A 13576-nucleotide genomic window follows, 5' to 3' on the forward strand; every position below is an offset into this window, starting at 1 on the left:
CCCGCGCTCGCGGCTCGCCTTTCCGAAGGTATCACGGCTGAATGGAATTCGATTCTCCGCGCGACATCCTGCGCCATCGTCCATTTCAGTTCTTCTTCGTGACGCGGAGCTTTTCCCGCTTCGCAGCCCAGATTTCGACGGTCGCGATCGGCTGGCAGATCTACGATCTGACCGGCAGCGCGCTTTATCTCGGCCTTGCCGGACTCACGCAATTCCTGCCGACAGCAATTCTGGTGTTCGTGGCGGGCCATGTCGCGGACCGTTACGACCGCCGCCGGGTCCTGCAAGCCTGCCAGAGCGTGGAAGGGCTGACGGCGGTGGCGCTGGCGCTCGGCAACTTCCTCGGCATTCTCACCGTGCCGTGGATCTTCGCGGCGCTCGCGGTTCTCGGCACCGCGACGGCGTTCGAGAGCCCGGCGACGGCCGCGATCCTGCCTGCCGTGGCGCCGCCCGGCCGCTTGCAGCAGGCGACGGCGCTCTCGACCGCAGGCAACCAGATGGCGACCATCGTCGGCCCGGCGCTGGGCGGTTTCGTCTACGCCATCTCGCCTGGCGTGCCCTATGCGCTGATGACTGTGCTGTGGTTTCTCGCCTCGGTCATGACTCGGGCCATTCACTTCGAGCGGCCGGCGGTGCCGAAGGAGATGCCGACGCTCGGTGCGCTGTTCGGCGGGGTGCGGTTCGTGCGCGACAACCCGACCATCCTCGGCGTGATCTCGCTCGATCTGTTCGCGGTGCTGTTCGGCGGCGCCACGGCGCTGCTGCCGATCTATGCGCGCGACATTCTGCAAACCGGGCCATGGGGGCTCGGCCTGCTGCGGGCAGGGCCTGCGGTGGGCGCGCTGGCGATGACGGTCGTGCTCGCGCATCTGTCGATCAACCGCCGCGTGGGCCTGCGGATGTTTCAGGCGGTGATAGCGTTCGGTGTGGCGACCATCATCTTCGCGCTATCGACAAACCTCTGGCTGTCGCTGCTGGCGCTGGCGGCGATGGGCGCGGTCGATACCGTCAGCGTGGTGATCCGCTTCTCGCTGGTGCAGTTGTCCACGCCCGACGACATGCGCGGCCGGGTCGGCGCGGTGAACTATCTGTTCGTCAACGCCTCGAACCAGCTCGGCGAATTCGAGAGCGGCGTGGTGGCGGCCTGGCTCGGCGCGGTTCCGGCGGCGCTGCTCGGCGGCATCGCCACGATCCTGATCGCGCTGACATGGATGCGGCTGTTTCCGGCCTTGCGCAAGGTCGAACGATTGGAATGAAGTCGTCTTGACCGCCTGCTGCGACGCCTGAACAATCGCTGCCGGATGGATCGAGGTGCCGCGATGCCGGGCTTTACGTTTCAATCGACCAAATCGCTCTTGATGGAGCCAGGCGCTTCCGCGCGCATCGGTGAACTGGCCAAGACGCTCGGCTGCAATTCTGTGCTGCTCGTCACCGATCCCGGCGTGATGAAAGCGGGGCTGCTGCAAGCCGGTTTGAAAGGACTGGAGCAGGCAGGCGTCGCCGTTACGATCTTTTCCGAGGTGGAAGCCGACCCGCCGGTGCATGTGATCGAGCGCGCAGTCGCAATGGCACGCGCGGCCAGGGCGGATGGCGTCGTCGCCATCGGCGGCGGCAGTTCGATGGATGTGGCGAAGCTCGTGGCGCTGCTGGCGCATGGCGACGAGAAGCTCGCGGATATCTACGGCGTCGGCATGGTGAAGGGCAAACGCCTGCCGCTCATTCTTGCGCCGACCACGGCGGGCACCGGATCGGAAGTCACGCCGATCTCCATCGTGACGACCGGCGAGAATGAGAAGAAGGGCGTGGTTTCCCCGGTGCTGCTGCCGGACTGGGCGGTGCTCGACGCCGAACTGACGCTTGGTCTGCCCGCGCATGTCACCGCCGCGACTGGCATCGACGCGATGGTTCATGCCATCGAGGCCTACACCAGCAAGCGGCTGAAGAACCCGATGTCGGACGCGCTGGCGCGCGAGGCGCTGCGGCTGCTCGGCGGCAACATCCGAACCGTCTGCCGTGACGGCGCGAACATCGAGGCGCGGCACAACATGCTGTTCGGCTCGATGCTCGCGGGCATGGCGTTTGCCAATGCGCCGGTCGCTGCCGTTCATGCGCTGGCCTATCCGGTCGGCGCGCGCTTCCATGTCGCGCACGGCCTGTCCAATTCGCTGGTGCTGCCGCAGGTGCTGCAATTCAATGCACCGGCCGCCGAGGCGCATTATGCGCGGATCGCCGACATTCTCGTGCCGGGCAGGAGCAATGGCGCGGCTTCACTGGTCGCATGGCTTGCGGAACTGCCGGTCGAACTCGGTCTGCCGACGCGGCTGCGGGATGTCGGTATTAAGGAATCCGATCTCGATGCGCTGGCGGAAGACGCGATGAAGCAGACGCGGCTCCTGATCAACAATCCGCGCGAGATGACGCACACTGACGCGCTCGGTATCTATCGTGCGGCGCTGTGATGTGGCAAGGATTGCGCCGTTCCCGGCGTGAGGCGTGATGGACACCGTTCTTCTTCAATTCGGCGATGATACGACGCCCGCGCGCGTGGCTGCGGGCGAATTCACCGTGCCGCCGCTCGAAGGTGCCGCGAACCTCGGGCTGGCGTTCTTCGACGTCGCCCGCGCGCGCGGCGATCATCCGGCGATCGTGACGGAGAAGGGCACTTTTACTTATGGCTGGCTGCTGCGCGCCGCCGAGAGCGTGCGCCGCTATCTGTGCAGCCGGCCCGATCATGCGCCAGGCGCGCGCGTCGCGCTGAAACTCGCGAATTCGCCGGAGTACGTCGCGGCCTATTACGGCACGCTGCTGGCCGATGGCGTGGTGGTGCCGTTGCCGGTGACGCTTGAGCCGATGCGGCTGAGGCAGATCGAGGATGCGTGCAATCCCGATATCCTGATCGTGCCGAAAAATCTCGCGATTGAGGCGGCTGACACGGTGACGCTGATCGCGGACTCCGCCGCGGACATCGCGCGCCCATCGCCGCAGCGCGGGCGCGACGATCTGGCGATGCTGCTGTTCACCTCCGGCTCCACAGGTCTGCCGAAGGGCGTGATGCTGAGCCATGGCAATCTTCTGTCCAATGCGCAATCGATCCTGCACGATCTCCCGATCACGGTGGATGAGCGCGCGCTAGTGCTGCTGCCGTTCTGCCACGCGTTCGGCAATTCCATTTTACAGACACATATGCTCGCGGGCGCGACCATGGTGTTCGCGGGCGCGCTGATGTTTCCGGCGACGATCCCGCAGGCCATCGCCAAATTCGATGCCACGAGTTTTTCAGCGGTGCCGGAAGTCTACGGCATGCTGATGAAGTACGGCCGCCTCGGTGAGCAGGTGATGCCGTCTCTGCGCTACATGTCGGTCGCGGGCGGCGGATTGCGCCACGATCTTTCAGTGCAGATGGCTGATCTGATCGCGCCCGCTGCGTTCTATGTGATGTATGGCCAGTCGGAAGCCGCCGCGCGGCTCGCGGTGCTGCCGCCGGATCAGTTGAAAGTGCGCGAAGGCTCGATCGGCAGGGCGCTATCCGGCGTCGAACTGGCGGTGCTGGATGAATCCGGCCGGGCCTTGCCGCAGGGCGAAGCCGGGATGCTGTGTGCACGCGGCCCCAATGTCATGCTCGGCTACTGGCAGGATGATGCCGCGAGCGCGGAGGCGCTGAGCGACGGTTGGCTGCGCACCGGCGATCTCGCTCGTGCCGATGCGGACGGCTATTTCTACATCGCGGGCCGCGCCAACCTGCTCGTCAAGGTGCAGGGCTATCGCGTCCATCCCGCCGAAATCGAGAGCGTGGTGGAGGCGGCGTTTCCGGGCGTCCGCGCCGTGGCGGTGCCGATGCAGCATGCCGGGGAAACCCGCTTCGCGCTGTTCGTGGCACCGCAGGGCGGGGTGGCGGTCGATCTCGCGGCCCTGCGCGCGGTCTGCCAGCGCGAACTGCCGTCCTATAAAATTCCCGTGCATGCCGAGATTCTGGAAGAGCTGCCGCTGACATCCGGCTACAAGGTGGACCGGGCGGCGCTGACCCGGCGGCTGCCGGCCGGCTGAAGCGGTACTTTTCCTTGAAATTGGGCTATGAGAGGCCTCGCGCAGCCGCGCGGGGATTGAGTGGAGATCGCGTGAGATGACGCCGGAGCGGACACAGGTCGAGGCCGATATTCTGAAGTTCGTGGCGTCGCGTTGCCCGAATTATCCCGGCCTCGCGCTCGACACCGATCTGCTGGAGGAGGGGCTTCTGGATTCGCTGCTGCTGATCGATGTGATTTTTCAGATCGAGGAGCGCTACGGCATCAAGCTCGGCGGCGAGCATGTTGGGCCTGCGCATTTCCGTTCGCCCGCAGCGATCGTCGATCTGGTGATGAGCCAGGTCGCGTCGGCGCGGGCATAAGGGCCGCGCACCGATGAAATGGCCTCTCGTCAGCCGCCCGCTGCCGAACGCGGACATCCCGCTCTACAACCGCTATTACCTGCACGCGCCGAAGGCGAGCCATGTCGATCCGGTGATCGTGATGGGCACCGAATTCGAGGCCGATGCGCTGCTTGCGTTTCTTCAGGAGAAGAATCGCAAGGGCGGCACCATCCTGACCACCGCGCATGCGCTGATCCGCGCCACCGGCCTTGCACTCGCGCAATTCCCCGAGATGAACACCCGCGTCGTCGGACGCCGCGTCTACCGCTTTCGCGATATCGGCATTCGCATGGCGTTCTTCCATCGCAAGGCGGGCGAAATCGATCTGCTGCTGGTGACGTCGCCGGACAAGAAAAGCGTCGAGGAGATCGCCGCCGAAGTCTGGCGGCGCTTGCTGGAGGCCGCGCGCGGCAACGGCGGCCGCGACCGCGATCTGGCGCGGATGCGCAAGGTGCCGGCGTTCTGGTTTCGCCAGATGATGCGTTTCTACGGCTTGCTCGACCGCCACTTCCATCTGCCGGCGGTCAGCCGTCTCGACGAACTGCGCGGCGGCAGCGCCATGGTGAACGATCTTTCGCACGCGGGCTCGCCGCCGATGCGCAGCTACAAGCCGAGCCGTTTCGCCGATGGCAGCGACTCGCTCAACCTGACGCTGGGGCCGGTGGAAAAGAAACTGGTGATGCGCGACAGCGCGCCGGTCGAAATTCGCGTGATGCCGCTGTTCATGCGCGCCGACCACCGGCTCGCGGACGCCTATCAGATCGGGCGCTTTCTCGCCGCCATGCGCGAAACGCTGCAAAATCCCGAGCGGCTTGCGGTCACGCCAGCAGATCAGTAGATGCCCGGCACCACGCGCGCGGTCCGTTGCATGTAGGCGCGATATTCGTCGCCGAAAGTGTCGAGCATCATCTGCTCTTCGCGCCCGACGCGCATGAAGAACAGGGTTCCGAAACCGATCAGGCCCGCCGGGCCAGCGATCCAGTTCGGCAGCAGGAACGCCTGCGCCAGCGCCCACAGCCAGAAAGCGGCGTACATCGGGTGGCGAACGCGGTTGTAGACGCCTTCGGTGACGAGCCGGTGTTGCTCGCGGACTTCGAGCGTGACCGACCAGTTGCGGCCGAGATCCTTGTGGGTGCGATAGAACATCCACAGCGCGGCCGCGAAAATGAGGCCGCCGATCACGACCTGAAGCGGATGCAGCGGGTAATCGGCGAAGCGGAAGGCGTGGCCGAACACATAGAGCGCGGGCAGGATGCCGAGCCCGGTGGTCGAGGTGCCGAGCAATAGTTTTTCGCGCAGTCCCGAGGCGTTGCGGGCTTTCGGCGTGCGCTTCGAGCGGCGATCATGCGGCAGGCGGATGATGAACCATCCCACCACGCCGATGGCCCAGATAATCTTGCTCGCCAGAAGAAGCACGGTCGTCCTGTTCTGCCCAAAAAGGTACCAAATGAAACGGGGCTCTATCCCATACTCCGGCGCTGAAAGCCACCCGCAGGGCGTTACCGGAATGTCGCAAAGTCCGACCGATTCGGTTCCCGGGTGAGCGAATTATGCAACACGCATGGCGATAAAGACGGACATGCGGCGGAACGGCGGCGGGCGGCTTGATTTCACGCCGTCGGCTATTTTAAGTGACGCCCGTTGGGACAACCCCTTTTCATGACGGTGGAAGATGCGCACGTTCTGGTTGGCGATTGTTTTTGCAGTCGGATTGATTTTTGCTCCGGTGAGCGCCCAGGCGGCGCCGGGCCATGTGTATTTGCTCAAGGGCCTTGCGAACGTGTTTTCGACCGGCCTCGATAATTACGCGGCCGAGCTTAATCGCCGCCACATTCCGGTGACGGTCGCCAATCACAGCGAGGCTGCTGGCCTCGCGATCGAGGCGGCGCGGCTCTACAAGGCGGGCAAGGGTCCCATCGTCATCGTCGGCCACTCGCTCGGCGGCGCGGCCTCGACCCAGATGGCCGAGATCATGCAGCAGCAAGGCGCCAAGGTGGCGTTGATCGTCAATTACGGCCCGCCCGGCAACCAGGTGATTCCGGCCAATGTCGCCCGCGTGGTGAACTATTACGGCGTCGTGGGCGGCATCGCGGTGCGCGGTCCGGGTTCGCGCGCGGCGATCACCAACGTCAATCTGAGCCAGGACCCGAACATCAATCATTTCAACATGGACAAGTCGCCACGTCTGGAAGCGAAGACGATGGGCCAGATTCTGGCGGCGCTTCGCGGCGGTCATCGCGCGCCGAAGGTTGCTGCCGGGGCGCATCAGCATTCCGCGTCGGCAACGCCGGCCATTCATTAAGTTCTGCTCAACGACGACGATCCGCGCGGGCGCAATGCGTTCGCGCGGATTTTTTTATGCCTCGCCGATTGAGTGGCGGCGGTGACGATCGGTTTCCTCGGCATAGCGGCGCAACGCATGCGCCTCCGTCAGGATACCGATGACGCGGCGCGTATCGGCCTTGTCGATCACCGCGAGCGATTCCGCCTCGGCGCGGTCGAACGCCGCTACCGCATCCTGCGCGTTCATCTCGGGCAACAGGCAGGCGCCCTGATAGCGGATGATGTCGCCGACGATGTCGGCCGGCGTGTCGAGTGAGGCATAGGCGTCGGCGACGAAGACGATGCCCGCATATTTCTGCCCGGAATCCACCGCGATCACCTGTGTTTTCGAGCCGAGCGGGTAGCTGTTGCGGAAGGTCTCGATCGGCATCGCTACCGGCACGGTGGTGATGTCGCCGCGCATCATGCGGCCGACAGTGAGATCGCGAATCCATCCGATGTCGGCGGCGCTGCGGATGGTTTCGCCGCGCAGATGGAAGCGCCATGTCGCGAAGGAGTAGCCGAACAGTTCGCGCGTGACCTGTGTCGAGACGATGACCGCGATCAGCACGGCCGTCGTCAGCCAGAGATTGCCGGTGGTCTCCAGCGCGATGAAGGTCATGGTCAGTGGCCCGCCGACCACGGAGGCCGATAGCGCGCTCATGCCGATGACGGCATAGACGCTGATGTCGAGGTGCAGCGACGGCACCAGTGTATTCATGGCCGCCGCGAACAGGTGGCCGCCGAGCGCGCCGGTCAGGAGCGAGGAGAAGAACAGGCCGCCGCGAAAGCCCGAGCCGAGAGAGATCACCGAAGCGAGAATTTTGAGCGCGAACAGGAACGCGACCATCAAGACCGGCAGCGTGACCACATTGGTGGTATGCAGCGCGCCATGGCCCGAGGACATCACCTGAGGGGCCTGTAGTGCGAACAGCCCCATGACGAGGCCGCCGAGGGTCGGACGCAACGGCAACCACAGCCGCGAGCGTGACATGACCATGTCCCATATCGCGACCGCGCGCATCACGGCGATGCCGGCCAGCGCGCAGAGAAAGCCGAGCGCCAGGGCGATGGCAATGTCCTGACTGGTAACCGTTCCGACCTGGCTGAGAATGATGCCGGGGACGGTCGGCGCGAGCTGATGGGCCACGGCATAGCCGATGACCGAGGCGACGCCGATCGGGGCGAGGCTCGCGGGCGTATAGCCGCTGACGATCAGTTCAAAGGCGTAGAAGGCTCCCGCCAATGGCGCGCCGAACGCGCCCGCGATGGCGGCGGCGGAGCCGCATCCCACAAGGATGCGCTGGTCGGAGCGGCGCAGGTGAAACGCCTGTCCGAGCATGGAGGCGGTGCCGCTCGATATCTGGGTATAGCCTGCCTCGGTGCCGACCGAGGCGCCGACGCCGCTCGACCAGATGGTTTGCAGGGCGACGACGATGCTGCCGCGGAACGACATCTTGCCGCCATGCAGCGCATTGGCTTCGATGGGGTCGATCTCCCGGCCGGGCCGCCAGCGATGCAAGGCCAGCAACGACAGGCCGAACAGGAGGCCACCCAATGTCGGCATGAGTACGGCGCGCATCGGCTCCAGGACCGACTGGGACGACAGCCGTTCGCCATGGGGAATGTTGAAAAGGACCTCGTGCAGCAGGCCGACGGAACGGCTCATCAACGCCACGAAGAGGCCGCCCAGGATGCCGACGATCGCCGCAAGAACGATCAGGCTCGATTCCCGCGCGCGGACCAGTGCCCGCAAACGGCGCGGCGCTTCCAGATACAATTTCGAGGCAGGTGCCGTCATGATTCAACGCATGCGCCCCGGCGCCGTGCCGGGGTTTTGCGTTCTCTACAGCAACGAAAACGGCATGGGAATGGACTGGGATTGAATTGCGAAATTGAAGTGACCGCTGGCGGTGGTCATTTCGGAAACAGGAATAAACGCGCAGTCTGTCCGGCGATGCGGGTCGGTGCCGGTTTGGAATGCGCGACGGCCGGGGCTATCGCCAATCGCGCAGGCCGCTCCAGCGCTGGCGCCGCCATGCCGGCGGACGGTTGATCAGCAGAGCGAGCGCGAAGCCGGCCGCGCCGGCGGCAAGAAGCGCGCCCAGCGGCTGATGCCTGATGGTTGAGGCGATGGCGCGATTGCCCTGCCGGTAATATTGCCCGGCTGTTTCGGCCGCCTGCGAGGCGAGATCGGACGCGGTATCGCCAAGATTGTCCGCGGCATCCGCGACGGCATCCCTGGCCTGTCCATAAATCCGCTGCACGGCGCCGGCGGCCTCGCGCGCACCGCCCTTCGCCTGCGCCGCCGCATCGCCCGTCAGCCGCCCATATGCTGCTTCGGCCTTGCCCGCGACCGAATTGGCCGCGCCTTCCAAACGCTTTTCGTCCATGACGTGCTCCTTGTTCGACCACGCCAACGGCCTGATGCCCCGCAGGTTCCGGCTGTCCCGCCGGAACATCCCTTGCCGCAGGACATTGCCAATGAAACCGCACCAACTGAATTGCAGGCATTCAAGGAGAGCGCGATGGACGACAAATTCGATCCGGCCCCGCACGACAAGCACGCCGACAATCCGCACAAGGCTGCGGCGGAAGATCGCCGTGCGAAAAAGGAGCTCGACAAGGGGCTGCGGGATACGTTTCCGGCATCCGATCCGGTGAGCGTCACGCAGCCGACGAAAAAAGCCGGAGCGCCGAAGAAGCCGGGCTAAGGGGTAATCGTGTCCGGGAAGCTGACGAAGGGGCATCTTTTCAAAAGATGAAACTATCTTGCGCTGCCCTGCAAAAATTGCGACGAAAGTCGAAAGCAGTTTTTGAGAGCGCATCCCCCAATGTCGTCCGACGTCTCGGCTTTCGAGCGAAAGCCTGTTTCACGCCCCAGCGATCTTCCCGGCCGGGAAGACGCTTCCTTGTCCGAGGCCGACGCTCAATTGCGCGCGGAAATCCGGCTGCTGGGGCGCATTCTGGGCGACACGGTTCGCGATCAGGAAGGCGATGATGTCTTCGATCTGGTGGAAAGCATCCGCCAGGCATCGATCCGCTTCCATCGCGACGAGGACATCGGCGCCCGCCATGAACTGGAGGCGATGCTGGACGGCCGTTCCATCGCCGAGACGGTGCGGATCGTGCGCGCCTTCAGCTATTTCTCCCACCTCGCCAACATCGCCGAGGACCAGAACCACATCCGCCAGACCCGCATCCAGAGCGGGGCGGGGCTGGCCACGGCGGCGACGACGCTGGCCGGAACGGTGGAGCGCGCCCGCGAGGCGGGCTTCTCGACGAAGCAGTTGCGCGACTTCTTCGACAATGCGCTGGTGAGCCCGGTTCTGACCGCGCATCCGACCGAGGTGCGCCGCAAGAGCACCATCGACCGCGAAATGGACATCGCGGCGCTTTTGGAAGAGCGCGACCGCACCCAGATGACGGCGGAGGAGCTTGCCGACAATGACGAGCAACTGCGTCGCTGCGTGCTGACGCTGTGGCAGACCAACCTTCTGCGCCGGACCAAGCTCACCGTGCTGGACGAAGTGCAGAACGGCCTGTCGTTCTACGATTACACCTTCCTCAAGCAGTTGCCGCGCCTGTTGAGCCTGCTGGAAGACCGCCTCGGCGCCGGCGAGGACGGAAAAGAACTGGCCTCGTTCCTGAAAATGGGAAGCTGGATCGGCGGCGACCGCGACGGCAATCCGTTCGTCACCGCCGACGTCTTGCGCGGCACGTTGCAACTGCAATGCGAGCGGGTGCTGAATTTCTACGTGGACGAACTGCGCAAGCTCTACGGCGAATTGTCTCTCGCGGTGGATCTCGTGAAGGTGACGCCGGAATTGCTGGCGCTGAACGAGCGCTCGCCTGCTGTTTCCGCGCATCGCGATCGCGAGCCTTATCGCCGCGCCGTGAACGGCGTTTTCGCGCGGCTGAAGGCGACGGCGCGCGAATTCGGCGTGCGTGTCACCGGCCGCCCCGTCCCGGACGGGGTACAGCCATACGAAAGCGTCGAGGTCCTCCGCGCCGATCTCGACATCATCAACCGTTCGCTGATCGAAAACGGCTCAGGCGTGATCGCGCGGGGCCGCTTGCGGCGGATACGTCGTGCGGTGGATTGCTTCGGCTTCCATCTCGCGAGCCTCGACCTGCGGCAGAATTCGGCGGTGCACGAGCGCACCATCGCGGAATTGTTCGAGGTGGTCGCGCCGGGCACGAACTATCTGAACCTGTCGGAAGATCAGCGTTGTGCGTTGCTGGTGCGCGAACTTCACACCGCGCGTCCGCTGGTCTCGCCCTTCGTCAACTATGGCGAGGAGACGAGCGGCGAACTCGCGGTGCTGCGGGCCGCCGCCGAGGCCCATGCGCGGTTCGGGCGTCAATGCATTCCGCAGAGCATCGTGTCGATGTCGGAGGGCGTTTCCGATCTTCTCGAAATCGCGGTTCTACTCAAGGAAGTCGGCCTGATCGACACCAATGGCGCGAGCCACATCAATCTGGTGCCGTTGTTCGAGACCATCGAGGATTTGCGCAATTGCGCCGGCATCATGGACCGCGCGCTGTCGCTGCCGGAATATCGCGGTCTGGTCGATAGCCGCGGCGGCATTCAGGAAGTGATGCTGGGCTATTCCGACAGCAACAAGGATGGCGGTTTCGTCACCTCGGGCTGGGAATTGTACAAGGCCGAAATCAGCCTCGTTGAGGTGTTCGCGAAGCATAACGTGCGGCTCCGGCTGTTTCACGGCCGTGGCGGCTCGGTGGGTCGCGGCGGCGGCCCGAGCTACGAGGCGGTTCTGGCGCAGCCGGGCGGCGCGGTGCAGGGACAGATCCGCATCACGGAGCAGGGCGAGATCATCTCGTCGAAATACACCAACCCGGAAGTCGGCCGGCAGAATCTGGAAATCCTCGCCGCCGCGACGCTGGAAGCAAGCCTGTTGCAGCCGCAGCACTCCGCGCCGCGCCAGGAATATCTCGCCGCGATGGAGGAATTGTCCGCGCTCGCCTTCGCCTCCTATCGGGGACTCGTCTACGAGACGGAGGGCTTCGAGGAATATTTCTGGGCCTCAACCGTCATCAACGAGATCGCGTCGCTCAATATCGGCAGCCGTCCGGCGTCACGCAGCAAGACGCGGCGGATCGAGAACCTACGCGCGATCCCGTGGGTGTTCTCATGGGCGCAGTGCCGCCTGATGCTGCCGGGCTGGTACGGCTTCGGCAGCGCGGTCAGCGAGTGGATCGGCAAGAACCCGGACAAGGGCTTGCCTTTCTTGCGCGAACTCTATCGCGAGTGGCCGTTCTTCGGCATGCTGTTGTCGAACATGGACATGGTGCTGTCCAAGAGCAGCATCGCGGTCGCCTCGCGCTATGCCGAACTGGTGCCGGACAAGACGCTGCGCGACACCATCTTCCTGCGCATCCGCACCGAGTGGCAGAATTCGATCGGCTGGCTGCTGAAGATCATGGAGCAGGACCGGCTGCTCGGGCACAATCCGCTGCTGGAACGCTCGATCCGTCACCGCTTTCCCTATCTCGATCCGCTCAACCATGTGCAGGTCGAGTTTCTCAAGGCCTATCGTTCCAAGAACGAGGACCCGCAGGTGTTGCGCGGCATCCAGATCACGATCAACGGCATCTCGGCGGGATTGCGCAATAGCGGCTAAACCTCACCGCCCCATCGTCCGGCGGAAATAGGCCTCGGTGTCGGTGAGGCGCTGATGGCCGCGGCGCACCAGAATATTGCCGGTGCGCAGATCGCGGTTCGCCATGTGCAGGAGCCTGCGTCCTTCGCCGACCAGCGCGCGGGCCTGTCGAATCTGTTCCTCGAATGACACGCCTGTCGCAACAGGTTTGGTGACGGTCTGGGCGGAGGTCATGATGCGGCTCCGTATGTGTTTGGTCGGCTGCGTTCACCTCAACGCGCAGGTTGCCAAATCGTTCTGCCCTTGTCCGCCGGGAATTGTGGATTCGCGCCGTCGTCCACAGGCGTGTGGCCGCAGACTTCTTTACAGAATCGTGAATCTCAGCGCGGCGGCGTCTGCGTCAGCCGCGCGATCATGGCCTGGATCAACGGCTTCATGAAGAACGCATCGCCTGCGGGGGAGATATCGGTTTGCAGGCCATAGGCTTGCAATTCGTTCGAGACGACCGGCCCGATGGAGGCGACCGGCGTCAGCGCCAGTCCCCGCCGCAACTCCTCCTCGGCTCCTTCCGTGCACGCGGCTTCCACCAGCCGCCGGACCTGACCGGAACTCGTCAGCGCGACGGCATCGACACGGCCCGCCGCGATCTCGCCGATGGCGGCGGCGATGTTCGGTTGCGCCGCCTTCGTGTCGTAGACGTAAGGCGCGACCGGAACGGGCATCGCGCCAGCGTCGCGCACCGCCGCGAGCAGGGGACCGTGATCCTTCTCCGGATAAAGCTGCAAGCCGACGCGGTGACCCTTGAGATCGGCGCGGGCGAGCGTGGCGATGATGCCTTCGGTGGTCGGCGGCTCCACCACTGTGTCTGCAAGGAGCCCAAGCGGGCGCAGCGCATTCACGGGCTTGGGGCCGCGCGCGAATTTGCGGGGGCGGGCGAGCGCGGCAATGAATTCGTTTTCCAGCCCCAGCCGCTTCGCCGCTGCCACCAGCCGTCGCACGCCTTCGCCGGTCATCAGCACCAGATCGTCGAACGGCTGATCGATCGCGCTCCTGATCCATGCGCCGACCGCGTTTTGATCGGGCGTGTCCTCGATGGTGAACATCGGGCACTGAAGCACGTCCGCGCCCTGATCCCGCAGCAGGCGGGAAAACTGCGCCTCCTCGCGGGTTTCCAGAATGAGGATGCGGTATCCGCTTAGTCTGCCGGCCATTGTGCCTCAAGGAA

At 64.7% G+C, this 13576-nt stretch carries 14 protein-coding genes; 8 read left to right on the forward strand and 6 right to left on the reverse strand.

All coding sequences use genetic code 11. The features are described from left to right. The first annotated feature begins 41 nt into the window (after window positions 1-41). The 5 genes from AFIC_RS05225 (at window position 42) to AFIC_RS05245 (ending at window position 5243) form a co-directional block, all read left to right on the forward strand. Complete coding sequence (locus tag AFIC_RS05225) at window positions 42-1256, forward strand: MFS transporter (RefSeq protein WP_275248091.1); 1215 nt, start codon at window positions 42-44, stop codon at window positions 1254-1256. A gap of 63 nt (window positions 1257-1319) precedes the next feature. After that, window positions 1320-2459, forward strand: a complete 1140-nt coding sequence (locus AFIC_RS05230) for an iron-containing alcohol dehydrogenase (RefSeq protein WP_275248650.1) — start codon at window positions 1320-1322, stop codon at window positions 2457-2459. Window positions 2460-2496: 37 nt separating this feature from the next. After that, window positions 2497-4044, forward strand: coding sequence for a class I adenylate-forming enzyme family protein (locus AFIC_RS05235; protein ID WP_275248092.1), 1548 nt, complete (start codon window positions 2497-2499; stop codon window positions 4042-4044). A gap of 76 nt (window positions 4045-4120) precedes the next feature. Then, window positions 4121-4384: an acyl carrier protein gene (locus AFIC_RS05240; protein ID WP_275248093.1), complete on the forward strand. Its 264-nt coding sequence runs from the start codon at window positions 4121-4123 to the stop codon at window positions 4382-4384. A gap of 13 nt (window positions 4385-4397) precedes the next feature. Further along, on the forward strand, window positions 4398-5243 hold the full coding sequence (locus tag AFIC_RS05245) for a 2-oxo acid dehydrogenase subunit E2 (protein WP_275248094.1): 846 nt from the start codon (window positions 4398-4400) through the stop codon (window positions 5241-5243). Here AFIC_RS05245 and AFIC_RS05250 read toward each other — a convergent pair. Together AFIC_RS05250 and AFIC_RS05255 are read right to left on the reverse strand one after the other, a co-directional pair. Then, a complete protein-coding gene (locus AFIC_RS05250; RefSeq protein WP_275248095.1) occupies window positions 5237-5821 on the reverse strand; it encodes a protein-S-isoprenylcysteine O-methyltransferase in 585 nt (194 codons plus the stop codon). The two genes, AFIC_RS05245 and AFIC_RS05250, sit on opposite strands and share 7 nt — an antisense overlap. A gap of 132 nt (window positions 5822-5953) precedes the next feature. After that, window positions 5954-6172, reverse strand: coding sequence for a hypothetical protein (locus AFIC_RS05255; RefSeq protein WP_275248096.1), 219 nt, complete (start codon window positions 6170-6172; stop codon window positions 5954-5956). On the opposite strand from AFIC_RS05255, the gene AFIC_RS05260 reads away from it, so the two are divergent. After that, window positions 6159-6707 carry a PGAP1-like alpha/beta domain-containing protein gene (locus tag AFIC_RS05260; RefSeq protein WP_275248097.1) on the forward strand — a complete coding sequence of 183 codons (549 nt, stop codon included), beginning with the start codon at window positions 6159-6161 and terminating at the stop codon, window positions 6705-6707. The genes AFIC_RS05255 and AFIC_RS05260 overlap by 14 nt on opposite strands. 54 nt (window positions 6708-6761) lie before the next feature. Here the strand turns inward: AFIC_RS05260 and AFIC_RS05265 are convergent, their stop codons facing one another. Beyond that, on the reverse strand, window positions 6762-8528 hold the full coding sequence (locus AFIC_RS05265) for a chloride channel protein (RefSeq protein ID WP_275248098.1): 1767 nt from the start codon (window positions 8526-8528) through the stop codon (window positions 6762-6764). A 196-nt stretch (window positions 8529-8724) separates the two neighbouring features. Then, a complete protein-coding gene (locus tag AFIC_RS05270; protein ID WP_275248099.1) occupies window positions 8725-9120 on the reverse strand; it encodes a CsbD family protein in 396 nt (131 codons plus the stop codon). Between the two features lie 135 nt (window positions 9121-9255). On the opposite strand from AFIC_RS05270, the gene AFIC_RS05275 reads away from it, so the two are divergent. Together AFIC_RS05275 and ppc are read left to right on the forward strand one after the other, a co-directional pair. Beyond that, the gene (locus AFIC_RS05275) at window positions 9256-9441 is read left to right on the forward strand and encodes a hypothetical protein (protein ID WP_338063155.1); all 186 of its coding nucleotides are present in this window, start codon (window positions 9256-9258) and stop codon (window positions 9439-9441) included. A 120-nt stretch (window positions 9442-9561) separates the two neighbouring features. Continuing rightward, entirely contained in the window at window positions 9562-12372 is a 2811-nt protein-coding gene (ppc, locus tag AFIC_RS05280) for a phosphoenolpyruvate carboxylase (protein ID WP_275248101.1), read from the forward strand. 3 nt (window positions 12373-12375) lie between these two features. Here the strand turns inward: ppc and AFIC_RS05285 are convergent, their stop codons facing one another. Further along, window positions 12376-12585, reverse strand: a complete 210-nt coding sequence (locus tag AFIC_RS05285; protein WP_275248102.1) for a hypothetical protein — start codon at window positions 12583-12585, stop codon at window positions 12376-12378. Between the two features lie 146 nt (window positions 12586-12731). Next, entirely contained in the window at window positions 12732-13562 is an 831-nt protein-coding gene (locus AFIC_RS05290) for a uroporphyrinogen-III synthase (protein WP_275248103.1), read from the reverse strand. Between the last annotated feature and the right edge of the window lie 14 nt (window positions 13563-13576).

Source organism: [Pseudomonas] carboxydohydrogena (assembly GCF_029030725.1).
In the GTDB taxonomy this organism is placed as follows: Bacteria; Pseudomonadota; Alphaproteobacteria; order Rhizobiales; family Xanthobacteraceae; genus Afipia; species Afipia carboxydohydrogena.